Source organism: Occallatibacter riparius (genome assembly GCF_025264625.1).
In the GTDB taxonomy this organism is placed as follows: domain Bacteria; phylum Acidobacteriota; class Terriglobia; order Terriglobales; family Acidobacteriaceae; genus Telmatobacter; species Telmatobacter riparius.
The window spans coordinates 3,425,088-3,449,834 of record NZ_CP093313.1 but is presented as its reverse complement, the minus strand read 5'-3'; the positions used below and the strand labels follow the sequence as shown (position 1 = coordinate 3,449,834).

Annotated in this window: 21 protein-coding genes; 7 read left to right on the top strand and 14 right to left on the bottom strand. The window is 60.4% G+C overall.

Translation table 11 applies throughout. The annotated features are described in order from the left end of the window. Window positions 1-46 precede the first annotated feature (46 nt). The 3 genes from MOP44_RS13940 to MOP44_RS13930 form a co-directional block, all read right to left on the bottom strand. Window positions 47-304, bottom strand: coding sequence for a cupin domain-containing protein (locus MOP44_RS13940; protein ID WP_260790520.1), 258 nt, complete (start codon window positions 302-304; stop codon window positions 47-49). Further along, window positions 301-627, bottom strand: coding sequence for a helix-turn-helix domain-containing protein (locus tag MOP44_RS13935; protein WP_260790518.1), 327 nt, complete (start codon window positions 625-627; stop codon window positions 301-303). The genes MOP44_RS13940 and MOP44_RS13935 overlap by 4 nt, the downstream gene beginning before the upstream one ends. 222 nt (window positions 628-849) lie before the next feature. Next, complete coding sequence (locus MOP44_RS13930) at window positions 850-1,095, bottom strand: hypothetical protein (RefSeq protein ID WP_260790517.1); 246 nt, start codon at window positions 1,093-1,095, stop codon at window positions 850-852. 347 nt (window positions 1,096-1,442) lie between these two features. Here MOP44_RS13930 and MOP44_RS13925 point away from each other — a divergent pair, with 347 nt between their 5' ends. Then, window positions 1,443-3,383: an RICIN domain-containing protein gene (locus tag MOP44_RS13925; RefSeq protein ID WP_260790515.1), complete on the top strand. Its 1,941-nt coding sequence runs from the start codon at window positions 1,443-1,445 to the stop codon at window positions 3,381-3,383. A gap of 211 nt (window positions 3,384-3,594) precedes the next feature. Next, a complete protein-coding gene (locus tag MOP44_RS13920; RefSeq protein WP_260790513.1) occupies window positions 3,595-6,006 on the top strand; it encodes a glycoside hydrolase family 31 protein in 2,412 nt (803 codons plus the stop codon). A 108-nt stretch (window positions 6,007-6,114) separates the two neighbouring features. On the opposite strand, the gene MOP44_RS13915 is transcribed toward MOP44_RS13920, so the two are convergent. The 9 genes from MOP44_RS13915 to MOP44_RS13875 all read right to left on the bottom strand — a co-directional run bounded on the left by MOP44_RS13915 (window position 6,115) and on the right by MOP44_RS13875 (window position 15,304). Next, the gene (locus MOP44_RS13915) at window positions 6,115-8,529 is read right to left on the bottom strand and encodes a hypothetical protein (protein WP_260790511.1); all 2,415 of its coding nucleotides are present in this window, start codon (window positions 8,527-8,529) and stop codon (window positions 6,115-6,117) included. Between the two features lie 384 nt (window positions 8,530-8,913). Beyond that, window positions 8,914-9,936: a 4-hydroxythreonine-4-phosphate dehydrogenase PdxA gene (pdxA, locus tag MOP44_RS13910; protein WP_260790509.1), complete on the bottom strand. Its 1,023-nt coding sequence runs from the start codon at window positions 9,934-9,936 to the stop codon at window positions 8,914-8,916. Window positions 9,937-9,943: 7 nt separating this feature from the next. Next, the gene (locus MOP44_RS13905) at window positions 9,944-11,209 is read right to left on the bottom strand and encodes a four-carbon acid sugar kinase family protein (protein WP_260790507.1); all 1,266 of its coding nucleotides are present in this window, start codon (window positions 11,207-11,209) and stop codon (window positions 9,944-9,946) included. After that, window positions 11,202-12,197 carry a 2-keto-3-deoxygluconate permease gene (locus MOP44_RS13900; protein ID WP_260790505.1) on the bottom strand — a complete coding sequence of 332 codons (996 nt, stop codon included), beginning with the start codon at window positions 12,195-12,197 and terminating at the stop codon, window positions 11,202-11,204. Before MOP44_RS13900 ends, MOP44_RS13905 begins: the two co-directional genes overlap by 8 nt. A 199-nt stretch (window positions 12,198-12,396) precedes the next feature. After that, the gene (locus MOP44_RS13895; protein WP_260790504.1) at window positions 12,397-12,675 is read right to left on the bottom strand and encodes a hypothetical protein; all 279 of its coding nucleotides are present in this window, start codon (window positions 12,673-12,675) and stop codon (window positions 12,397-12,399) included. 6 nt (window positions 12,676-12,681) lie between these two features. Beyond that, window positions 12,682-13,245, bottom strand: a complete 564-nt coding sequence (locus MOP44_RS13890; protein WP_260790502.1) for a DUF420 domain-containing protein — start codon at window positions 13,243-13,245, stop codon at window positions 12,682-12,684. Between the two features lie 8 nt (window positions 13,246-13,253). Next, window positions 13,254-14,129, bottom strand: a complete 876-nt coding sequence (gene cyoE / locus MOP44_RS13885; protein WP_260790500.1) for a heme o synthase — start codon at window positions 14,127-14,129, stop codon at window positions 13,254-13,256. Window positions 14,130-14,299: 170 nt separating this feature from the next. Further along, the gene (locus MOP44_RS13880) at window positions 14,300-14,857 is read right to left on the bottom strand and encodes a shikimate kinase (protein ID WP_260790498.1); all 558 of its coding nucleotides are present in this window, start codon (window positions 14,855-14,857) and stop codon (window positions 14,300-14,302) included. Between the two features lie 27 nt (window positions 14,858-14,884). Next, on the bottom strand, window positions 14,885-15,304 hold the full coding sequence (locus MOP44_RS13875) for an EamA family transporter (RefSeq protein ID WP_260790496.1): 420 nt from the start codon (window positions 15,302-15,304) through the stop codon (window positions 14,885-14,887). A gap of 106 nt (window positions 15,305-15,410) precedes the next feature. Between MOP44_RS13875 and MOP44_RS13870 the strand changes: the two genes are divergently transcribed. After that, window positions 15,411-16,250 carry a class I SAM-dependent methyltransferase gene (locus MOP44_RS13870; RefSeq protein ID WP_260790494.1) on the top strand — a complete coding sequence of 280 codons (840 nt, stop codon included), beginning with the start codon at window positions 15,411-15,413 and terminating at the stop codon, window positions 16,248-16,250. A 41-nt stretch (window positions 16,251-16,291) separates the two neighbouring features. On the opposite strand, the gene MOP44_RS13865 is transcribed toward MOP44_RS13870, so the two are convergent. Then, complete coding sequence (locus MOP44_RS13865; protein WP_260790492.1) at window positions 16,292-16,849, bottom strand: hypothetical protein; 558 nt, start codon at window positions 16,847-16,849, stop codon at window positions 16,292-16,294. A gap of 158 nt (window positions 16,850-17,007) precedes the next feature. Further along, window positions 17,008-19,548 (bottom strand): glycoside hydrolase family 3 protein, encoded by a 2,541-nt coding sequence (locus tag MOP44_RS13860; protein ID WP_260790490.1) that lies wholly within the window; start codon window positions 19,546-19,548, stop codon window positions 17,008-17,010. 231 nt (window positions 19,549-19,779) lie between these two features. Here MOP44_RS13860 and MOP44_RS13855 point away from each other — a divergent pair, with 231 nt between their 5' ends. From MOP44_RS13855 to MOP44_RS13840, 4 genes are all read left to right on the top strand, one after another. Beyond that, window positions 19,780-20,679: a universal stress protein gene (locus MOP44_RS13855; protein WP_260790488.1), complete on the top strand. Its 900-nt coding sequence runs from the start codon at window positions 19,780-19,782 to the stop codon at window positions 20,677-20,679. 193 nt (window positions 20,680-20,872) lie between these two features. Further along, the gene (locus tag MOP44_RS13850) at window positions 20,873-21,364 is read left to right on the top strand and encodes a Crp/Fnr family transcriptional regulator (RefSeq protein ID WP_260790486.1); all 492 of its coding nucleotides are present in this window, start codon (window positions 20,873-20,875) and stop codon (window positions 21,362-21,364) included. Window positions 21,365-21,623: 259 nt separating this feature from the next. Further along, complete coding sequence (locus MOP44_RS13845) at window positions 21,624-22,217, top strand: Crp/Fnr family transcriptional regulator (protein ID WP_260790485.1); 594 nt, start codon at window positions 21,624-21,626, stop codon at window positions 22,215-22,217. Window positions 22,218-22,339: 122 nt separating this feature from the next. After that, window positions 22,340-24,736, top strand: a complete 2,397-nt coding sequence (locus tag MOP44_RS13840; protein ID WP_260790484.1) for an ABC transporter permease — start codon at window positions 22,340-22,342, stop codon at window positions 24,734-24,736. Window positions 24,737-24,747: the final 11 nt, after the last annotated feature.

Here is a 24,747-nt window from a genome sequence, read left to right as displayed (position 1 = left end):
GTTGCATCGCGGTAAACCAATGAAATACGCTAAGCCGGGACAAGCGCTATCGACTCGTTCCTGTTGTGATCACGATTGCTTTACAAGCTCCCTTGATCAAGCTGCGATAGGTGTGCTTCTGCATCGAGTCGAAGTAGATAGAGTCTCCGGCCTGAAGCGTGAATGTCTCGACTCCGATCATCATCTCCAGCTTGCCCTGGATCAGATAGAGAAGTTCCACGCCCTGGTGATAATGCGCGACGACCTGCTCGGCGGAGACAGCATGGAAATGCGCCAGGTAGCCGCTCAACTTGCGTTCGTTCACCCGAAAGTCAAGGCTCTCGAAATCCCAAGGTGCCTGAGCGGATTCGGGTCTGAAGGGAACCGCATGCGCTCATTCCGCCGCACAACCGCCACGACATGCCTCTTCCTCGGATCGCTGAAGAAATAGTCCAGACCGACGCTGAAAACCAGAGCGATACGAGTGAGCGTGGGCAGAGTCGGAACCAGCCGCCCGTTCTCGAGCCGCGAGAGCATTGCGGTCGAAAAGCCGGTGTGTTCCGCAAGCTGCGCCAGGCCCATGCTGCGCCGCAATCGCAGCGTGCGCAGCTTGTCCGCTATGGCATAAGGCCGAAGCGCTTCCTGCACTGTACCCGCTTCATTGACACTCGTTTTAGTTTGGGTCGCATTGAGAGGTCCTAATCTCTGGCTTGCCATCTGCCGCACCTCACTTCCTTTACTGACAATCAATGGTCGTTACGCGACCGTCAAGGGATTGGTGATCTATGCAAGCCATGGCCGACGTGGGTTGGACTCGTTCCCGGATGCTGTTTCCGATTGCGCATTAGGTCACCGATGTCCCCGCGCACCTTAGTTCTCGCTGTTCGCGTCCTGGCCCGGAATCCACTCTTCACGGCCGTTGCAGTGCTCGCCATTGGCCTTGGCGTGAAAACGAGCTCCGCGGTTTTCAGCGTTGCCAATGCGGTCCTGCTTCGTCAGCTTCCGTATCGCGAACCCGGCAAACTCGTCATCGCGGGCATGGAACTCCGCCAGCGCAATGTGAAGAATCTGCCTTTCTCCAATGCTGGCCGACCTCGGGCATGCCGCCGGGCGCATTTCGGTCGTGCTTTGGACGCTTGGAACGGACACCATCACCGCCCCAGACGGGATTTGGCCTCGCGGACATAAGCTCACCTTTAGTCAAGCGCGCTCGGCAAGTTAAACAACCGCGGTAGTGTGCCCGCAGCGCTGTTAACAGTCATGTCTAAAGCCTTTGTTTTCATGCTTCCGTAGATCGATTAGACGCGCGAACAACTTCGTACATGTTTAACCTTCCCAAAAATATGAAAACCAGATTCTACTTCTCCGCGTTGTCGCTTCCCTCTCGAAAGGTCCTGGCAAACGGCAACAGAAGAAAGACCGGATTCCCCGGTCATCTCGATTCGGAAAGGAATCGTTTTCTCATGATGAGCTCCCCCTCGTATTCGTCTCAACAAGCCGCGCGCTCACACGCCGTTCGCATGTTTGCTCTTGGAGCGATTTTGCTCGGCTGCGGACTTGTGACTTCGCCCCTAGCGGCCCAGACGTCCGCCAATGTCAGCATCAATGCTGCGTCGAACATGGGCAGTGTCCCGTCCCAGGGTGGTTATGGCGTGGGCTCGTCGGTCTATGACGGCTACATGACCAACCAGGGGCTTGGAGCCGCGCTGAAAACGGGCGGATTTAATGCCATCCGTTACCCTGGCGGCTCGTATGCCGACATCTTCAACTTCATCAGCGGCAGCAACAACACGTTGAATAACGGTGGCTATTTCGCCCCCGGAGATACCTTCGACAACTGGATCGCCGACCTCATTCGGCCCTCCGGAGCCAAGGGAGTGATCACGATCAACTATGGCTCGAACACAACCAACAACGGGCCGGGTACTACCAGCACAGCCGCGAGCTGGGTGCAGTACGCCAACATTACCAACAACGACGGCATTCTGTACTGGGAGATCGGCAACGAGATCTATGGCAACGGCTACTACTCCGGTTTTAACTGGGAGTACGACCTGCACGTCCTGAATCAGACTGCGTCGGCCCGCGTGGGCAACTCGGCTCTTTCGCCCTCGGCATATGGAACCAACGCTGCGGCGTTCATCAAGGCCATGAAGGCGGTCGATCCGAATATCAAGTGCGGCGTATACCTCAGCACTTCCCCGTATGTTCCAGGTTGGAATCAGGGCGTGCTGACCGCCCTCTCCAGCGCTCTCCAGGGTTCTGGCTACACGCTCGATTTCGTGATCGATCACTGGTATCCCAACGGAACCGATGCGCAGGTTTTGGCCGCCCCGGCGACCGTCAGTTCCGAGATTTCGACGTTTCGCTCCGCCATCCAGCAGTACTACACCCTCGGCAACGGCAGCCAGATTCAGATTCTGGTTACCGAAGCGGCTGCAAACCGCAACGGCGGACTTTACCCCTATCTCTTCACCGCCGACCAGTACCTCTCCTGGTTCGAACAGGGAGCGTCGAACGTCGACTATCAGGAATTGAATAGCGGGGTCTTCGAGGATTCATCGACGAACACGCCCGACGGCCCGTGGTATGGCGTGCAGTTCGACTCGTTGGTGGCGCGCCCCGGAGATCGGCTGGTCTCGGCCAGTTCGTCCAATTCGCTGCTGCGCGCGCATGGAGTGCGGCGCTCGGACGGCCAGGTCGGCGTGGTTCTCATCAACGACGATCCCAACAACAGCACCACGGTTTCGATAAGCGTCTCCGGGGCGGCACTCTCCACAATCGGCACCAAATACACCTTCGGCAACGCCAACTTCTCCCCAGGAGCCAACACGCCGAACTCCGGTATTGGCTCCAGTTCCATCAGCGGAGTGGGCAACAACTTCAGCATCACGGTGCCGGCCTACACTTCGGTGGCAGTGGTCATCCCACAAACCTCAACCAACACCGCGAACCTCATCGCCAACGGCAACTACATCATCTCCAACTATCAGACCGGTCTGACGATCGACGATTACGGGTTCAGCAAGACCGCAGGAACGTACCTGGACATGTGGCCTGCCACCGGTGGTAGCAACCAGACCTGGACCGTGACCAATCTGGGGAACAACTATATCTACCTGACCAGCGCCTACAGCGGCCTGGCCATGGACGTGTACGGAGGATCGACAAGCTCTGGAGCCAAGATCGATCAATGGTATTGGTCCAACACCTCCAACCAGATTTGGAAGGTGGTCAGTATGGGCAACGGCAATTACGAGCTGCTGAGCCAGAAGAGCGGCTTGGCTTTGGGCGTTCCCGCGGCTATCTCCGGCAGCGGTTCCCGAACTCTGCTGAACGGCACAGGGCTGGATCAGGAAACGGTCACCGGGGCTGCTAACCAGCTTTGGTCCTTCAACAACTGAATTGGGATTCCTCCCCGGTTCCATAATTTCCGGCGTCAATCCGCATTCCAGCGATCGTCTAGAGTGGCGATCGCCCGGATTGCGCCGGAGTTCACACTCGACCTCGTCTTTGCGCCGCCCATTTGCAATCTGGTGATATAGGGTGTGTGAAGCGATGCCATACTGTTACCAGCCTTATGCCATTTAGCGTTCGAGGGGAGTACAGGAAGAAATGAGGCAAATCGGTTTTCGCCTGGCCGCCGTCATCATACTTGGCGTGATTTCCGCAGCATGCGTAGCAGGCCAGCAGGCCAATCGGTTTGTCGTCGAGCACGATGATCGGACGATTGCCCTGGAGCCATACGGCCCTAACATCGTTCGCGTCACTCTGAGCGCAGAGAAGTCTTCAGCAATTGCGGCGCCGGGCTACGGAATCGTCGGTACGCCGTCGATCGCTGGCTGGACGCGCGAAAAGGACGGAGACGGGTACGATGTGTTTCGCTCGGGCCGAATGGTGGTCCGTCTTGCTCCGGAGACTCTACCGGGTCCGCATCCGATGCCGCTCGATGAATTGAATCTGAAACTGAGAGGCCGCTACTTCTACGGATACGAGAGCCGCGGGACCTACAACGATTCCTTTTCAGTGAGCACCGCGGAGGGCAAGCCTCTGCTGACCATGCGGCGATGGTCGATGTCCCCGAATGCGGCAAAGGGCGAGGAGAAATCAAAGGACACAAAGGGCGATGCCGGGTACCACATCGCAGCGACATTCGATTCGCCCACAGGCGAGCACTATTACGGCCTCGGGCAGCAGCAACAGGGTGATCTGGATCTGCGCGATCATCGCATTCGATGCTGGCACGACTATTCGGCGATAGGCGGCGAGAACGTATGTGTGCCGTTCATGGTCTCAAGCCACGGCTATGGACTGGTCTGGGACAACCCATCGAAGACGACGATCGATCTTGGCTTTAATCAGCAGAACGTGTGGTCTTCGGAGATTGGTGAGCGCGTTTCGTTCTTTGTCATCGCGGGTAACACGAGCGATGAAATTTATGAAGGGTACCGCCAACTCACCGGGGCCGCTCCACTTCTGCCCAAGGCAAGCTACGGATACATCCAGAGCAAGGCGATCTATCCCACGCAGGAACAGCTTCTAAATGTTGCGAAGGGATATCGCGACCGCAAGTTGCCCCTGGATGTGCTGGTCGTCGATTTCCTGAACATGACGAAGCAGGGGGAGATGGATCTGGATCCAGCGCGCTGGCCCGATCCAGCGGCAATGAACCGGCAACTACATTCGATGGGTATTAAAACGCTGCTTAGCGTATGGCCGCACTTTTCAGAGGGCACGCGCTTCTATGACATGCTCCTGAAGAACGGCTGGCTGATCCTCACGGCGGATGGGAAGCCTGACCGAGGTGGCTACACGAAGGAGGTTGGACCGAATCTTGACACCACGAATCCTGAAGCGGCGAAGTGGTGGTGGGAGTCGATCCGAGACCGATATGTAAAGCCGTACGGGTTCGATTACATCTGGCTGGACGAGACGGAGCCGGACGTCGACCCGCAAAATGACGTTTTCCACATTGGTTCCGGCGCGCGCTATTACAACGTCTATCCGCTGTTTCATACAGCCTCTGTCTATGAGGGGTTCCGGCGCGACTTTGGAGACAGCCGGCGGGTGATGATCCTCGCGCGCGCCGCATACCTCGGCGCGCAACGCAATGGGACCGTCTTCTGGTCCAGCGACATCACTTCCACCTGGGACATGCTGAAGCGCTCCATTCCGGCGGGGCTGAACTTTACGGCGAGCGGAATGCCGTACTGGGACACGGACATCGCTGGCTTTTTCTCACCTCAGGTTTATGCGAATTATCACGCCGCACACAAGCCGCTGGTGGACGCATCGGATGTACGGGGCACGGTCGACGGGTATGAGGACTATCCGGAGCTGTTTGTGCGCTGGTTCCAGTGGGGCGCCTTCCAGCCCGTGATGAGGGCGCACGGAGAGAGAGACCACAATGAAGTCTGGTCCTATGGCAAAGAGGCCGAACCCATCCTCGAGAAGTATCTGCGCCTGCGTTATCAGCTCATGCCATACACTTACTCGCTTGGATACAGGAGTTATCAAACCGGCGCTCCTTTCATGCGCGCGCTGTTCATGGATTTTCCGGATGACCCGAACGTAGCCGACATTCGCGATGAATACATGTTCGGCCCCGCGTTCCTTGTAGCACCAGTGGTCGAGCAGGGAGCGACGAGCCGTCGCGTTTATCTGCCGGCGGGCTGTGACTGGTATAACTACTGGACCAACGAACGGATCAAAGGTGGACAAACCATCACCGCTGCTGCGCCGATCGATACGCTCCCACTCTTCATTCGGGCGGGCTCGATTGTGCCGCTCGGCACGCGCATTCTGAGCACCCAGGAAAAACAGGACATAGCTGCCGTTCGTGTGTACCCGGGAGCAGACTCGGACTTCACCCTCTTTTCTGACGATGGTACGACCTATGCGTATGAGAAAGGCTCCGGATTAGTTACGCATCTCCACTGGGACGATGCGAAGCAGACCCTGAGCCACGAGGGAGCGGCCGCGTGGAGCGAACCGGACTCCAAGGTGGTGACGATCATTCGTCCTTGAGGTTCGCAATCTGAAGGTGCGCCCCCGCGCACGTCGCGGATGTGTGCGCAAGCATAATCCGCAGAGCAGGACCGAATATGCCATCGCCAACGCTGCATCGCCCAGATTTCAAAGAGTACTTGGCCCGGCCCTTTTGCAGACCGCGAAATAAGGCTGGTTCGATAGACTCTCATTGAACGCCGGATACATCCACGATCTTCCGTTACCGTCTGCCAGCTCAAAGTAATACTCTAGCGAAAACCCGCTCTCTGTGTATTCTTTCGGAATCGCGGTCGCATACGCGCCGTTTGCGCTGGTCGCGTCCAACACCTGCCAGCGCTCCGCCTGATTGACGTGCCGATAGCGAAGCCGCACCGTACGCAAGGCGTGTGTGCCTTCCTGGCCCGGAACGGAGAGCCTCAACGCAAGGACTTCTCCCGGCGCGAATTCTTGCGGAGGCGTATGTTGGCAAATCATCGGGCGCCGCGTCCCCGCGAGGGTATTCATCTCTTTAGCCGCCCCTCGGCGGGAGCTTGTCTCGGCCTGGTTCAACTGAATCGTTGCCTTCATTGCGGCAAGATCCTTATCAATCTCCGGCAGTCTGTCGAACCAGTGGCCGCTCCGCTTCGGGATGCTGCCGTAGGACACATTCGCGCGATAAACGTTCTTCGCGCGCTGCGCCATTGAGGACCACGCATCTCTCGCTTGCTGATAATGCTTGATCGCCGCATTGCCGGCGCTTGTATCCTCGGTTCGCTGAAAGAGATCGTAGAGCACCGCACTCCGCAGCTTATGCGCGAAGAACGTCCCCAATCCGATCTGGATCAGCACATCCTCCTCGATCCGCCTGAACGCACTCCCGCCGCGCGCGGTTGTTGTGCGTGTCGCTGTGTTTAGCCAATGCGTCGCATTGCTGACGCACTGCTCCAGCCATCTCGCCACATCGATCGGTGAATATTTCGCACTTGGCGCGCCCTGAACCAGCGACTGCACATACTCGGCCACACTCGAAAATATCTGCGGATCCAGCGGACTGACGGCCCCGAATATCTTCGGGACCGGCGTGTCTCCATAAGGAGAGGGCTCGCTGCCCTCCACGATCGGCATATTCGTCGGGAGTTCGTACCATAGATCGTGGTTACTTGCCGAAGGCAGATGTGCGGAGGTCAGCAAAGGAAGAATCCGGCTTGCGTGCGCAAGTGAGCTCTCTGTCGCCTCGGTGCCGGAGCCAAACTCCGTGCGCATGGCTCGGCGCCACGTCTCAGGGGCACCATCCGGGTTGTAGAGCCTTCGACCCCAGACGCGGTAATAGAGATCGTATTTCTCCCAATCCTGGCTGGGACTCAGGGATGGATCGACGTACGCACAACGTCCTCCCTGCTGGCCTGAGCCCTCGCGCCCTTTAAAGGTCAGGGGCTCCATCAGGTCCAGGCCTGTGGCTCCGCAAAAGCTCGCGGTGCGCCCGTATGCTGCAGCCATCTCGGGATCCACCGAGAGCAGGTGCCGCTGGGTTCCCGGCCAAAGCCTGAACCACAACTTGTAACGCGTGCCCTGGCGCAGGAAATCCGCGTAGCCGTAACGCGTAAAGCTTCTAGAGCCGCTACTGAACCGAAACAGGTCTTCATTCGCTTTCGATAACTGCCCATGAGGAATCTCCAGCGCGCGAATGTCGGCCTGCTGATATCCAAGGCTCTGATGCTCGGCCGAGTATTTGGCTCCCAATTTCACCGGCATACCCGTAGCGACCGCAATGTCGATGATCTTTTCATCCACGCCCTTCGCGTGCATGTCGACCTCGATGGTCCGTCCCGCACCGGCGATTGCCTCAAACACCGTTTGCCAGAACGCGTAGCTTCCTTCGGGAATTCCGCTCTCACCGTGCACGCGCAGGGTGAGCCCCTGAATCTCCGGACACAATCTCAAAATCATCGCGAGTGCGTCGCGGCAATAGTGCGCGTGATTCTCCGGCGTCAATCCTTCGATACGGTGATATGCGTCCGGGCTTTCTGTCCACTGGTATGCGTGTGTCCAGATGCCCAGTTGGAACTGCAAACCCCTCGCAGCCGTTTCGGCTGCAATGAAGCGGAGCATATCCAGATTCTTCGCGCGCTCGTCTGCGCTAAGCGGAGTCGGAGTTGCCAGCCTGGTTCCGTCAGCGGCGGCAACTTGAATCACGCGCACTTGCGGGTATTCAGGAACATCAACGAGATATGGATAGACAAAATGGAAGTAGTCGTCCGTCACCCCGCGCGGAAAATCGTACTCCAGCCCGAAAGCCATCGTGAACCGGTTGAAGCGGCTCGCAACCAGCCGGTCCAGGTATCCGCTCCAGAAGCTCCTGTCGTAATACCAGGGCTTGTCTTCCAGCTCACTGCAGAAATAGCGACTCACGCCACGCACTTCGTTCGCGGGCTGGTCTTGCAGTGCGGCAGCCAACTGCAGCGACTTCAGCGGGTCATCACCATATTGCACCCGCTCCGCCAATTCGAGCAGCGCGTATACAAATCCCCTTGTATCGATTGCCGAAACGAGAATGCCGGCCACGCCTCCCACTCTTCCCGGCGCGATCCGCAGACTCTCAGCCCTGGTCAGTTCTGCATGAGGGAACCCCCTGGCCAGGGGCGATTCAGAGTTCGCCAGAACAATGCAGAAACCTGCGCCTTTTGTCGGTTCCGATCCCCGAGCCAGTTCGTGCGCTATACCCTTTGCGTTGAGCGCTTTTGTCAGACACTCCGCGGCTCTCTTCGCCGCTGGGCTTGACGCCCCTGAATTCTCCGGGTCGATGATCAGACAAACGCGCCCCATACCTGCGGCAAGACCGGCTGGCGGAAGACCGCAAAACCCCGCGGCACCAGCCAGTTTTAGAAACTCTCTGCGCTGCAGGTTGCGTACGGCATTGGACTCCATGGGCAAGAACTCCAGAGTGGATTAGCGATAGGCGAGGCTGCCCGACTTCCACTCGGGTGCGAGCTGCACCGCCTGGCGGATCGCCTCGATGAGACTGCGCTCGTCGGCCTTTCCGGTGCCTGCGATGTCGAAGGCGGTCCCATGGTCGACGGAGGTTCGCACAACAGGCAGGCCGATAGTGATGTTGACCCCGGACTCGATACCCAGGACCTTGACCGGGCCGTGGCCCTGGTCGTGGTACATGGCAATCACCAGGTCAAATTCCCCGCGCTGCGCACGAAAGAAGAGCGTATCGGCAGGCAGAGGGCCCTCGACGTTCCAACCGAGCTTGCGGCAGGTTGTAATCGCGGGCACGATCTTCTCTTCCTCCTCGCCGTAGCCGAATAATCCGTTTTCCCCGGCGTGTGGATTGATTCCGCAGACACCGATGCGCGGATTCGAAATCCCGGCTTTTTCGAGCGCATCGTGACCGCGGGCGATCGTGCGTTCGACTAGGCCTGGCTCGATGCGGCGGATCGCATCGATGAGCCCGATGTGCGTGGTCACATGCAGCACCTTCAGCTTCGGCGTGGTCAACATCATCGAAACTTCAGGCGTGCCGGTGAGGTAAGCCAGAAGCTCGGTGTGTCCTGGAAACTTGTGCCCCGCAGCGTGCAGAGCTTCCTTGTTGAGCGGGGCAGTACAGATTGCCGCAACTTCACCTTGCAAGGCTAGGCGCGCTGCCACTTCGAGATAGCGATAGGCCGCCTCGCCGGCATCGCGCGCGAGTCTGCCCCACGCAAGGTCGGCGGAGATGTTGTGAAGATCGACGCAGTCAATTGTGTGCGGCTCGAAGCGAGCAATCTGGAGGCTGGAATCGGAAAGGCTGCGCACTTCGATGCGCACCTGGGTGATCTCTGCCGCGGAGCGCAGGCGCTGTGCGTCGCCGATGACGAGCGGGCAGCACAGGTCGTGCACCTCCGGGTGCGAAAGGCTCTTCACGATAATCTCGGGACCGACGCCGGCGGCATCTCCCATGGTGATGGCGATGATGGGTTTTGCCATATCGTTTTCAGGATACAGACGTTCTTCCTGCGCGGATACGCGCGGGTGAGTGACCAGGCGCTGAGAGAAACTCGCGGCAACGGATCAGTGCTCCCGATGATCCGAAGCCGCCGGCCTTGGTGATGATCGGCAGCGGACGCGTCCAGCCTTCAGCCATGGAAAAGGGGATGCCGGGCTCAACTTCGTCGACGATGCGCAGGCGGCGAATGCCCAATTCATCGAGAAGGGCACGGGCTGTTTCGCCTCCCGTCGCCACAACTGCTCCAGGCAGCGCGGCACAGGGCCCGAGCATCCTGGCAACATTCTTTGTGAGAAGGGTCGATTCGCTTTCGGAGCAGCGCTCGTTGTCATCGAGTGCGACAAGCACATCGCGCCGCGATTGCAGCGCCGTGAGCACGGGCGCGACGTTCACCGTGGAGCTCAGCACCGACGCCATCGTGAGACGGAACGTGGTCACATCGGGCAGCGCAGAAAGCAGCGCGGCCTGTTCGCGCGACACGGACGAGACGCTGCCCACCACGAACAGAGTAGGGCGTCTGGAGGTCGCCGCGACTTGTTGCGGCTGCCCGGTGGTTGAAGATAGTCGCCCGGCGCGATGCAAATGCGCGGCAAGGCCGGCGGAACCTGCCCACACGGCCCGATCGCCCAGGACCATGGTTGCTTCCGCGATGCGGCGCAGATCGTCATCGCTTTCGGCATCGCAGAGGAGCACGTCCGTTTGGTGCGACAGCATGACCATCAACTGCTCGAGGCTGCGTGCATCCGCACGGACCGTCGCAATGTCGATGATGCGGCACGAGAGCCCCGCTGCACCGAGTTGCGCGGGGATATCGCCCTCGTGGAGTTGCCGGCCATCGACGATCTGCCGTCCGCCGATGGTGATGCGGCCTTGCGCCGGAAGCGCAGGTGCCATCACGATGCAATGCTCTTCGCCGGCCGGTGCAATCGCGTTCAGTTCTCTCAGAACGGCGGCGAGTTCCGCTGCGAAATGGCCGCGCAGAGTCGAATCGAGTTTCTTGAAGATAAGACTGCCGGGCCGAAGTGCGCGATGGTCGTGGCGGGCGCGAACAATCTGGGAAGTAATGCCTGCGGCCTGACCGGCTGAAAGACAGCGCGTATTGGCATCGATGGATAAGATGTCGCTGTCGGGCAAGGTTGTGCAGTCTTGCGGCAAGCCCAGCGTAACGATAGCCGTGGGCCCGTGCGCTGCACACGCTGCCGCGGAGTCAGCCGCGCCTGTCAGATCATCGGCGATGATGATGATTTCAGCCACGCTCTACTCCCTGGCCGGCGAGTTCGAGTGTGGTGCCGCGGGAGCCATTCCGCGAAGCCCACCAGGCGGTAAGAAAGGGAGCGGCGAGGGCAGTGACAATAACGCTGCACGCGACGAGCAGCGTGCCAGTAGCGGCTGCCGCGGCGTACTGTGGATTCGCTGCGGCTACTAGCGCTGGGACAGCCGCGGCGTTGCCGGCCGTGGTGGATGCGGCAATGCCGGCCGTGCCGTTTCCTCCGGTGAGACGGTCGATGAGGACGAGGAAAAAACCGGAGACCACAAGGACAGCGATTCCCAATGCGAGGCCCGCCACGCCCGCTCGCCATACCAGTTTGAGATTCAGGGTTGCGCCGAGGGCGAACGCGAAGAATGGGATCAGCACGTGCACACCGTTCGCAAGGAAGTGGCGCAGATCTGGATCCAAATTCCCAAGCAGCATGCCCGCGGCAATAGGCAGGACCGCGCCGACGAGGGTCTGCCAGGGAAACGCAGACAGCCCAGCCACCCCAAGAGTAACCATGGTGAAAAATGGACCGGACTCCAGGCCCATGATCGAGTAGGCAGCGGCGTCTTCAGGCCGGCCGTACTGGGTCATAAGGGCCATGTAGAGGCCGCCGTTGGTATCGTTTATTGCCGCAACGAACGCCAGAGTAGAAAAGCCGGTAAACCATCCCGAGGCGATCGGATTGATGCCAATCCAGTGGCCGACGGTCACGCCCACGGCAATGCCGAGAAGGATCTTGGTGCAGAAGATCGCTCCACCTTTGCGCACCACGGCAGGCAGCGATCGCACCGAAATCGTGGCCCCGATGCATACATAAAAGACGGCGAGAATGGGCAGCGCACCGCTAAACAGCGCCCCCGTGAACGAGCCGAAAAAGCTGCCCGCGTGCGGAGCAAACGTGGAGATGACGGCGCCGCAGCCGAGCGGTATGGTCATCATGCCGCCCGGTACGCGTTCCAGTGTGCGCTTGATGGGAAGGTGCATTGACCGCCAGTGGCCTCGATGACTGGGATCTTCTCTGCCGCGACTGCTCGTCGCGCGGCTTAGCCGCGCGGTCGGCCCTGTCGCGAATCCATCCAGGAACACCGCAGCAGCCGGTCTCCCTCGGCAGACTCGTTTCAGAGATCCCCAGCAATCTTCGAAAGTATAAACGCCGGGCCGCGACGTTCGCGCTGCGGCGCAATCAGTGCCGAGCGCGCGCCAGCGAGCGATTCCGCAGCCACTTCGCGATCCCCAGCAGCAGCAACAGCCCGCCGAACGGAATGCACATCATCGCGACGATCAGGGCGAACCAGCCGCCGTTCGTATGCGCTCCGGTCCGCGATACGCCGCCTAGTGCCGTCAACAGCAGTAACGCCGCAAGTACGCCGGTTCCAACGATCGACCCGCCCCACTTCAGCAGTTCGGGCGTCCCATCGGTCATCCGCGTCGTACGATTTGGCGCGCGCTCCACCATCGGCATCTCAGGCTAACTCCCACTCATCGCCAGGCGCAGCATCACGTAAGTGATCACGCCCGTAACCGAAACATACAGCCAGATCGGGAACGTCCACCGCGCCAGTTTCCGGTGTTGCGGGAAACGCCCGGTGAGCGAAAAGAAGAAGGTAATCAGAATCATCGGCAGCGCCACCGCCGAGAGCACGATATGGCTGGCCAGAATCGAAAGGTAGATACCGCGATAGGCGGCTTGCGCAGGATAGCGAACATCTCCATGCAGCGCATGGTGCGCGATATAGCCGATCAGAAACAGCGTCGAGAATCCAAACGCCATCAACATCGATCGCCGATGCGCCACAATCTTCCGCGACCGAATGAACAGAAACCCAATCAGCAACGCCGTCGCGCTAGCTCCGTTCAGCAAGGCATTCAGCGCAGGCAGAAATGCCATCCGCACGCCGGCCTGGTCAGACGCGGGATGCACATAGATCAGCCAGAACAGGAACAGCGTTGCCGCGACGCTGATCGCCAGAATCGCAATCACGCCGGCAGCAGCGACCGGCCCGCGCTTCTCAGTTTGTGCCGCAGTCGTCATTCCGTCCCTTAGTGTTTGGCAATGGCGCACAGCATCAGCGTGGTCATCAGCAGCGGCAGATAAATCACGCTCACCTTCAGCAGGTCGCGCGCCACCATACGGCTCTCCGCCGCATCTTTCGTGCGCAGAATCTTCCCGAACCGAATCGTATACGCCAGGTACACCAGCCCCAGCGGGCCTGCGATAAGCGCATAGGCCACACCCGTGATGCCCAATCTCCAGGGCGCAAGGCTCACCGGAATCATCAGCACGGCATAGAACAGCGCCTCAACAAACGTCGACCAGCCGTCGGGCTGCACCACCGGCAGCATCTTAATGCCGGCTTTCGCGTACTCGTCGCGATACATCCACGCGATCGCCATGAAATGCGGAAACTGCCACACGAACAAAATCGCGAACAGCGCCACCGCGGGCCACTCAATCTGGTCGCGCGCTGCCGTCCAGCCGAGCATCGGCCCCATCGCTCCCGGAAATGCCCCAATGAACGTCGCCAGCGTCGTCACCCGCTTCAGCGGCGTGTAAATCGCCACGTACGTAAACGCCGTCAAAAGGGCCAGCGCCACGGTCAGCAAATTGGCGTGAAGCGCCAGCCAGCCCCCGCCCAGCGCAAGGGCTCCCAATCCAGCAACAATCCCCAGCCCGAGCGGATACCGCCCCGCTGCTAGCGGCCGATCGGCCGTGCGCTTCATCAGCGCATCGCTCCGCCGCTCCAGGCACTGGTTCAACGCGCCCGCGCCCGCCGAAACCAACCCGATGCCCACCAGCGTGTCGATCAGCCCTCGTTGCAAAGTCGAGATACCCGACTGCATCGATCCCAGGTAAAACCCTGCCCATCCGGTAATCACCACCAGTCCCGTCACCCGAACCTTGAACAGCTCGCGCAAGTCCGATATGAGACGAGCCGTTACCCCCGGCTGCGGGACAGGGATATGGTGATGCTCATGCGGCGTTGAAGCCGGAGCAAGGTTTACCGGGATTGCCGAGTGGGGCGCCATTCTGGCGAAAAGAGAAACCTCAGAGGGAAGTGCCCCACACCATCAGGGCCTTCTCTCCATCATACCAAGCGCCGTGCTCGGCCTGCCTGCACCACGGCGTCCGTCACCTGCTCCGGAGTCAGTCTGTCGGCCGCAATAGACACATGCGCAGCACGATACAGCGGCAGGCGCCGCTCATACCGCGCAGCAAGATTCGCCCGATCGGCCAACACTGGACGTGCACCGTCGGTACCCGAGCATCGGGCCAGCATCGTCTCCAGTGCCACCTCAAGATGAACCAGGATAGTCCCAGGCGCATGCAGCAGAAGCTCCCGCGTATCGGCATCTTCAATCGCCCCGCCACCCAGCGCAAGCACCAGCCCATCCTCGCCAGCAAGGCGCGCAATCGTATTCCGCTCGATCTCGCGAAACGCAAGCTCGCCGTGGCGCGCAAAGATGTCGCTGATCGCCATGCCAGCCTCGGCCACTATCACGTCGTCTACATCCAGAAAGCGCCATCCCAGCCGCGCCGCCACCAGCGGTCCCACCGTGCTCTTGCCCGACCCCATAAACCCGGTCAGCACAATCCTGCGCACCGATACCAGCTCATGGCCCTGCTCTCTTGAAGCATCTGTCATTGAAGAAAGGATAATCGCCCGCCTCGCCTAGCCCAGCACCATCACGACGGCTCCAGCAGTGATAAGGGCGCCGCCCAGAATAGCCGGCCCCGTCAGCTTCTCTCCCAGCAGTAACCACGCGAAGATCATCACCAGCGGGACACTGAGTTTGTCCAGGGGAGCGACCCGCGACGCCGGCCCTAGCTGCAGCGCGCGGAAATAGCAGATCCACGACAAACCCGTCGCAAGGCCGGACAGCGTGAGAAAGAGGATCGTTCGCCGGTCCAGGTCGCGTATCTCGCCATGTTTGCCCAGCGCGAGCGCGATCCCCCAGGCAAACACGACCACCACAGTCGTCCGTATCGCCATAGCCAGATTCGAGTCGACGTGGGCCACGCCAACCTTGGCCAGCAGCGCGGTTGCGGCCGCGAACAGCGCCGAAAGTAGCGCCCAGAAAATCCAGTTCATATGCCCATCCTACGTGCGTGCCTGTCCGGTCCTACACTGCCTGAAAGCGCTTTGCGGCGAAGCCGCAGGTGGCCGCACCGCAGGTGCTCCGTTATTCTGCAATCAGATGCAGCACGGGAAAGCGAGCCGAACCGCGTTGCGCGTGGCCATACGCCGCGCGGCGCACCAGTTGGTGGATGACCCGCCCGTGCTCGTCGATCCCGTCGCCGTAAAGCTGATCGGCCAGGACTATCCACGCGACCTCGAACGGGCGTCGCACACGGTGGCCCGTGATTTCCGCGCCTACCTTGCCGCACGCAGCCGTTTTGCGGAAGATCATCTCGTCAAGGCCATCGCAGCGGGCGTTCGCCAATACGTCATCCTCGGCGCTGGGCTCGATACCTTTGCGTACCGCAATCCCTTCCCTGACCTCCGCGTCTTCGAGGCCGACTTCCCCGCCACGCAGGACGCCAAGCGCGAGATGCTGGCTGCCGCCGGCATCGCTCTGCCGCCCAATCTCACCTTCGTCCCACTCGATTTCGAGCACAAAACTCTGCTCGAGAGTCTGTTTGACGCCGGCATCAACCAGTCGGCGCCGGCCTTCTTCAGTTGGTTAGGCGTTGCTCCCTACCTGACAATTCAGGCGTTCCGATCGACGCTGGCGGCTATCGGAACTCTGCCCGAAGGAACCGGCGTGGCTTTCGACTACAGCCTGCCACCGGAGACGCTAACGCCGGAGCGGCGCGCCATCTTCGACCGCCTGGCCGAGCGCGTAGCGGCGGCCGGCGAGCCGTTTCAGCTCTTCTTTACGCCCGAGCAGATGGACAATGAGTTGCGCCAGGCCGGCTTCCGCAGGATCGAACAGCTCGATCACGAAGGTCTCAACCAGCTCTATTTCCAGAACCGTGCCGATGGACTCAAATTGTCACCAGTCCGCATCGGGATTGTCGTTGCCGCCTGGAAGTAACCACGTCTACGCCGATCCGCAGGCACTCGATCCGAGACCGCTTACTTCTTCGACTCGTCCTTCGGAAGCACCAGTGCCACGAGACCAAACTTGGTCTTGCCGTCCTTTGTCCCCTCAACGCCCACGATCCGGAACTGCTCAGGCGTCCCCGCCCGCAGTTCGCGATCGCTGTCGCTTCCATTTACCGTCACGTTTCCGCTCTTGCCGTCGCCGCACGTCAGCCCGCTTTTCGTCACGGTCAGCGATCCCACCGGCTTCCCGTGGCTGCACTCCAGCACTTCACCGAATTTCGACATCGGTTTCTTGTAGAACTCAAGCACTCGATCCGCCGAATCCGTGGTCACAAAGCTTGCTGCCTTCAGGCTGAAGTGGAAGCTGTTCATCAGAAAGAGCAAGTCCGCCGCCGATGAGTCGCTGTCCTTGTCCTTGAATGGCGTCGCGCCCGGGTATACCGGCAGCCCAATATCCTTTGCCGTCACATTCGAATTGGCATGGACGTTCAGGTTAAAGTCCGAATTCTGCCCAAAGCTCGGAATCGCAAGCGAAACGGCACCACAAAGAACAATGGCCGGAATGACCCCCAAAATCGATCGACGCATAAGACACCTCGCGAACTTATACGCTCACCTCCGTCATCGGGTTCCAGCTTGATTCACGGACCGGGGGCGAGAGCTCCGAGGATATTCAGTATTTTGAGGAGCGAAAAAGGGCCTGCCGATTCGCGGCAGGCCCAAGTTGGCAAAGAGAGGGAGAGGGGCTAGTTGAGGGTGACGTCCGCGGCGAGCGGCGTGTTTTCGCTGGAGTCGCCCACGCGCACCACAAACTTACCTGGATCAATGGTCCACTTGTGCGAGGACTCATCCCAGTAGCTGAACGCGCGAGCGTCAAGCGTAATCGAAACATGCTTAGTCTCGCCGGGCGCGAGCCGCACCTTCTCGAAGCCCTTCAACTCGCGTTCCGGCCGCAGCGCCTTCGCCGAGGGATCCGAGACATAAACCTGCGCAACTTCGGCTCCTGCCACGCTGCCGCTATTGGTCACGTTGAAGCTGACAGTGACGGGCTCGCCCGCCTTACCCGTCGACGGCGCCTGAATGTTCGCGAAGCTGAAGGTGGCGTAGCTGAGCCCGAATCCAAACGGGAACAGCGGCTGCTTGCCCGTCGTCGTCCAGTAGCGATAGCCCACCATCAGCTTGTCGCCATACTTCACGTGACCGATGGTGAGGTTGGTGGCGGGTCGGTCGGACTGGGGCACCTTCAGCACGGTATCGGCGCCCTTGATGGGGTAGTAGTACTGGTACGACGGATTGTCCTCCCAGTTCTTGTCGAAGCTGACCGGCAGGTGGCCTTCGGGATTCTGCTTGCCGAAGAGCACCTCCGCAATCGCAGTGCCGCCCTCCTGGCCGGGATAGAAGTTGTGGAGGAGCGCCGGAACCTTGTCGAGCCAGCGGCTGGTGTCGACCGCGCCGCCCGCGGTGAGCGCCACGATGGTGTGCGGATTCGCCGCCGCGACAGCCTCCAGCAACGCGTCCTGCCCGAACGGCAGCGTGAAAGTGCGGTCTGCGCCTTCGCTCTCTGAGTCGGAGTTGTAGCCAACCGCGACGATGGCCACGTCCGCCATCGACGCAAACCGCTTCACTTCTTCAGAGATGACGCTGGCGGCGTTGACCAGGCCGATGCCAAGGCGCGTACCGGCGAAGGCGGGCTTATAGTCGGCGACTACGGAAACGGTTTGGCCGGCGTTGAGATCGAGCGCGGCGGTTTCGGCCACCTGCCCCTCGGCCTGCGTCTGCTGGAGGACCTGTTTGCCATCGATGCTGATGGTGTATTTGTCGCCGCCCGCCGCGTCGGCGAGCAGCAGGTACCGGCCGGCCTTGTCGGCCTTGTAGGAAGCCGTATAGCGAACACTGCGCGGGCCCTTGTCGGCGGGTCCCCACCATTCGTTCTTGTAGTCGGCGATCTTCGGCTGATTGGCTGTCTGCGGGGTTCCGGTGAAGTCTTTGCTGGAATACGTGGCGACCTGGACGGGGCCGTTCCAGTTGGTCTGCCAGAAGACGTCCATGATCTCCGGCAGGCCGCGGGTGTAGAGCACGCGGACGTTGGGTCCGACGAGGTTGGCGATGCCGGTGACAATGCTGACAGGCTCAAACGCCGTCGCGTTCGAGGAACCACCGCCGCCGGGAACCGCTGGCCATGCGTCCGGCCCGATGATCGCGATCGTCTTGATCTTCGAAGCATCAAGCGGCAGAATCTTGCCTTCGTTTTTGAGCAGCGTAATGCCCTCGCGCGCTCCCTGCAGAGCCACCGCACGATCGGCAATGGAGTAGGTCGAATTCGCAGGATCGAACTGCGGACGATCGGTGAATCCATAACGCAACTCGGTCCGCAATATGCGCAGCACCTTGTCGTCGATGGTGGATTCCTTGACCTGTCCGGACTTGACGGCGGGCAACAGTGTCTTCGCGTTCATGAAGCGCGGCGATGGCATTTCCAGATCGAGCCCATTGTTCGCTGCGGCCACGCCATCGTAGGTCGCGTCCCAGTCCGACATCAGCACGCCCTTGAATCCCCACTCGCCCTTGAGAACCTTAAGGTTGAGGAACTCGTTTTGAGTAGCATGCTGACCGTTGATGAGATTGTAGGAATTCATCACGGAGTCGACGTGCCCCTTGGTCACCGCGGCCTCGAACGCCGGCAAGTAGATCTCGCGCATGGTGCGCTCGTCCACCTCAACGTCGGTGTCGTGGCGGCTGTACTCCTGGTTGTTGATCGCGTAGTGCTTCACCGTCGCGATCACGCCCTGTGACTGCACGCCCTCGATATAAGGAACGACCATGGCTGAGTTCAGGTACGGATCCTCAGACAGATACTCAAAGTTGCGTCCGGCAATGGGCGACCGCGCAATGTTCACGCCCGGTCCGAGCAAAAAGTTGACGCTTCGGACGCGGGCATCTTTGCCCAGGCTCTCGCCCAGCTTGCGCGCGAAATCAGGATCCCACGTTGCCGCGAGCATCACCCCGCCGGCGTAAGCCGTAGTCGGCCCCCAGGTGCGAACTCCTACAGAGGCATCGGACATCTTGAATCGCGGCAGATTAATAGAAGGGAGCGCATTGGTGAACATGCTGTCAACGCCACCGATCAGTTGGACCTTTTGTTCCAGCCCGAGCTTCGACAGCATGGCCTGAGCTTTGGCTTCGATCTCGGGCGAATCGGGCACCGGCGCCTGGGCATGCACCGCGCCGGCGAATAACAATCCACACAGACCCAGCAATGCCCCCGTGAAAAACGTTTGAGCAGACATTCGGTTTTTCATAACGCGCCAGCCTAATGCATCGATCAGCCCCGTGTACACACTGCCGAGTCGATTGCGACCGTAAACGTTCAAATCCAACCCAATTTTTCCCGAATACGTGATCTGGCTCACAAGAGCAGGTGAATCGTGTCACTGCCTGCCTTGTTCGCACTAGCGCACACTCGGGAAAACAATGGGCATGGAGCGGCTTTGCGGGCCCTGCGACGCCGGGAGGCAATTATGAGTTTTGCCGACAGGATGAAGACCATCGTGGTTGCGACGGACCTGCAAGGGACGTCCGAGGCGGCCCTCGAGTACGCACGCAAACTGGCTGGCGCCTATGGCGCGCGCATTGTGCTCGCGCATGGGGCAGATCCGTTGGAATACGCCGCCGTAGACTCCGTTCCCGGGAACGTCTTGCGGCACATCTCTGAGCAGGCGCGCTCGGTGCTCGACAACATGGTGGCCGACCTTATCCGCGAAGGGATTCACAGCCATTCCGAGCTCCGCCAGGGTGCCGTCGTTGACATGCTTCTCGAGGTAGCGAGCCAGTACGAAGCAGGACTCATCGTCATCGGGACCAAGGGAAGCCAGGGCGCGGGCCCGGTTGCCGTCGGCGCCATCGTTGAGCAGTTGGTACGCCGTTCCACCTGCCCGGTCCTGGCGGTAGCTGCCGACTGGAACGCCGGTGAGAACCGTCCCATCCCCGGCGGACCCGTGATGCTGGCAATCGATCAAAACGATGCGAAGCAGGCCGCCGTCGAGGTCGCGAGTTCGCTGGCAGCCACATTCAGGCGTACTTTGATCGTGGTACACGCGCGCACCTCTGCTGAAGCTTCGGCGTTCCTGAACCCATGCGCCACGACTTTGGCCGATTTCGGCATCAAGGAATCCGCAGAGTTCCCGGTGCGCTGCATCGTGAAAGACGGCCCGCCGGAGGACGCAATTCCGCGCGCGGTGCTACAGTACGGCCCCAGCATTCTGGTAACCGGAGTCAAGCGGAAGAGCGATTCGCCGGGCCCGCACGGTACGGTCTTCACGCTCCTCGCAAGCTCGCGCGCGCCCGTGCTCTGCATTCCGGCTCCTGCGGACACGGAGAAGATTCAGCCCGACGCAGAATTGGCGGCTAACGTGGGTTAGCAATTTGCGCCTGTTCACCGCGCCTCTCCTCTGTGGAGTACGCGCGGACAGGTGCCAGCATTGGTGCATCGCGATAAAACCTGGGTTGCTCGGAGTTGGTTGCATGAAAAACCAGGGAATCTCGGGCAGATGGAATGCGGCAGTATCGTACCGCAGGGGCGAGGAACGCGCCCGAAGCAGGGGAGATGCGGCTATGGCAGCAGAGGCAAGGGCAAGAATCATGGCAGCTACGGCAGCGCACCCGGTATCGGAACTGCTGGCCTGCCCACCTGCCATTTCCAACCTTCTGACGGCGGCCGCCCAGACCATCACATTCGAGGCCGGAGAAGTTATCTTCCGGCAGGGATCTCCGTGCGCGGGGCTCTATCTGGTCATCCAGGGCCAGCTTCAGCGGCGCACCGAGCGGTTGACTTCCCGCATCACGCTCGGCACCGCGCGCCCCGGCGAGTTGATTGAACTGGCAGCTGCGCTGGGCGATCACCTGCATACCTATTCCCTGCTGGGACAAGTTGCGGGCTCGCTCCTTATGTTGCCGATGGAAGCCTTGCAGAAAGCCTTCGAAAGCCATCCGCCGTTGAGGATGCAATTACTGGAAGAACTGGCCCGCGAGGTATCGCGCGCCTATCATGCGTGCAGCCTTGCACACTGCGCGCGCACCCGCCGCAGCCGTTTTTCCGAGAGCTAATTAGAGCATTTTGAGCCGGTTAGGCCCACACGAGTGAGGTACAGCACTCATGTCGGCCCTACAGGGCTTTTCATCGCTTAAAACCGATGAACTTACGTCTCCTTGCGCTATACTTCTGAGTAAGTCACCGGGAAAAAATATGGCTTCGTTGCACTCTCATCACCCGCCGGAAGATTGTCTGAATTGCGAGCACCGTCACCTTCGGATGTTCTGTAATCTGACACCGGAGGCTCTGAAAGATTTCGATGGGATTGGAATCATGATGAGCCACGCGCGCGGCGCCAAGCTGTTCAATGAAGGCGATCAGGCGCGCAACGTTTTCATCATCTGCTTCGGCCAGGTGAAGATCTCCTCCACATCGCGCGACGGCAAGACGATGATCCTCAAAATCGCCGGCCCCGGCGATGTCATGGGGCTCAGCGCCGTGCTTGCCAATGTTCCGCACGAAGTAACTGCGGAAGCCATCGAGCCGTGCTCGGTGAAAACGATGCGCAAGCAGGAGTTCATTGACTTCCTGGGGCGCCACGGAATCGCCAGCATGCATGCCGCACAGTCGCTCTCCGGCGAGTACATGACAGTGTTCCACGACGCCAAGCGGCTTGCGTTGTCAGGCTCGGCCGCGGGACGACTGGCTCGCCTCCTGCTCGACTGGGGTCGCGCCGCTTCGAACGGACGCGCCGAACTCCGCTTCACCATGGCGCTCACGCATGAAGAGATCGCCAACATGGCCGGCACATCGCGCGAGACCGTGACGCGGCTCCTGAATCAGTTCCGCCGCGATCAGTGGATCCAGATTCGCGGCGCCAGCCTGACCATCACCAAGCCGGAACAACTCGAGAAGCTAACCGCTTAAAGCGTGACTCCGAAATCAGAGGGGAGCCATTTCGGCTCCCCTTGTTGTTTGCACGAAGGGAATTTTCGCAGGCTGGCGTTAACAACGGAACTCTCGCATACGTCTTCCCGTAGGAGGTCTCTATGAGAAACGACCTGCGCTTTGCCTTGCGGATGATCTGGTCACATCGGTGGTTCTCGGCCGCCGTGGTGGTCACGCTGGCTCTCGGCATTGGTCTGAACGCCATGGTGTTCACGTTGATCAACGCCGTTCTGTTCAAGCCTGTGCCTGTGCCGGGAGGCGCGCGCCTGGTCTCTGTCATCAACCGCAATCCCGCCCCGAACGAGAATCCGGTGGGCATGTCTCTACCCGCATTTCGAGACTATCGCGCACAATCCTCTTCATTCGAGGCCTTTGAAGCTGCCATCGATGAAGAAGCGGTCCTCAGCGAAAACAGACTCCCCCCGCAGCCCTATCATCTGCAGCGCGCGACCGCCGGCATCTTCTCTATGCTGCATGCCAGCCCCATCTTGGGTCGCGGTTTTACCGCAACCGACACACAGCCAGGAGCCAGCCCGGTGGCCGTCATCGGCTATGGCATCTGGAAAGACCGTTACGGCAGCGACCCCAATATCATCGGCCGGCCGGTTCGCGTCAATGCCGAACCCGCCACGATCATCGGCGTGATGCCGGAGGGATACAAGTTCCCCAGCGGAGTGGACATGTGGATTCCGCTCGTGCCCACGCCGGAGTTGGAGAAACGCGACAATCACAGCCTGACGGGTTTCGCGATCCTCAAGCCGGGTGTGAGCGAACACCAGGCATCGGTCGAACTGGATGGCATCGCCCATCGGCTCGCCGCGCAGTACCCCGCCGACAAGGATCTCTCCGCCAGCGTTCAAACCTTTCACGAGCGCTACAACGGCGGGGGGATTCGTGTGATCTTCCTGCTGATGCTCGCGGCCGTTGGCTTTGTCCTCCTGATCGCCTGCGCCAATGTTGCCAACATGATGCTGAGCCGCGCGCTCACGCGCAACCGCGAAATCTCAATTCGCACCGCGCTTGGCGCCTCGCGGTGGCGCGTCGTTCGGCAGCTCCTGATCGAAAGCGTTGTGCTCAGCGTTCTCGGCGGGCTCGCTGGATTTGGCCTTGCGGCTTTTGGCGTGCACTGGTTCGATCTGGCTACCCGCGACATCCGGCCTTCGTGGATCGCGTTCACCCCCGACTGGATAGCATTCGCTTACTTTGCCGGACTATGCATCTTCAGTGGCTTGCTCTTTGGCACGGCCCCGGCCTTACGCGCCGCGCGCGCCAATCTCAACAATATGCTGAAAGATGGCGCTCGCACCGTTGGCCGGCAGCGCGAGGGATGGCTCACCGGCACCCTGGTTGTCTTCCAGTTCGCGCTTACGCTCGTACTTCTTTCCGGAGCTGGCGTGTTTGTGCGGAGCCTGCTGGCGAGCCTGGAGATCAATCCCTCAGTACCTGCTACGCACTTGACGACGGCGCGGATCGATCTACCCGAGACGCGCTACAAGGACAACGATGCACGGCTGCGGTTCTACGATCAGTTGCTGCCACGGTTGAGGGCGCTCCCGGGCGTGAGTCATGCTGCGCTGACGTTGTCGCCTCCAGGGATGGGCGCCGCGCGACAGCAGATGGAGCTGGAGGGCCAGCCCATTGGCGAACCGGGACGGCGGCCGTGGGTGTCTTACCTGGTGCTCTCGCCGGGTTATTTCGAGACGATCCACCTGCCGCTCGTCGAGGGCCGCGACTTCAACGAAACGGATGGAGCATCGCATCACTTTGCGGCTGTCGTGACGCGGGAGACGGCAGCGCACTTCTGGCCGGGCCAGGACCCGGTCGGCAAGCGTTTCCGGCTGTTCGAAGAAGACAACAAGCCGACGGAGTGGGTGACGGTGGTGGGGGTTTCTGTCAATATCGTCCAGGAGCTGATCTCGAACGATCCGAAGCCGCTGATCTTTGTGCCCTACCGGCAGAGGGGCTGGGGGAGCAGGACCATCGCGGTGGAGTCTTCAGGCGATCCGACATCGGCGATTCGCGGCGTGGTGCAGAGCATGGATCCCGAGCTGCCGTTGCGAGACGTCTCTACGCTGAGCGCCTCCCTTGAGCACCAGACATGGTTTCTGCGCGTGTTTGGGAAAGTTTTCGGCACCTTTGCGCTGATCGGCCTGATCATGGCCTCGGTAGGCATCTACGCGGTGATCGCACATGCCGGCAGCCGCCGCACACAGGAGATCGGCGTGCGCATGGCTCTGGGCGCCAGTGTCCGTAACATCCTCATGCTGGTGATGAAGCGCGGATTGTGGCAGATTGGCCTGGGACTGATCCTCGGCATGGCCCTGGCCATCCCCGCCGTACGCCTGCTGGGTGCACTTCCGTTCGGCGTGGCTACAAAGGATCCAACGGTCTTCCTCACCGTCGCCGGAGTACTGATAACTGTGGGGATCATCGCCTGCTGGCTACCCGCACGCCGCGCGGCTGGGCTCGATCCGGTCAAGGCGCTCCGCTATGAATAGCCGAAGCTAAT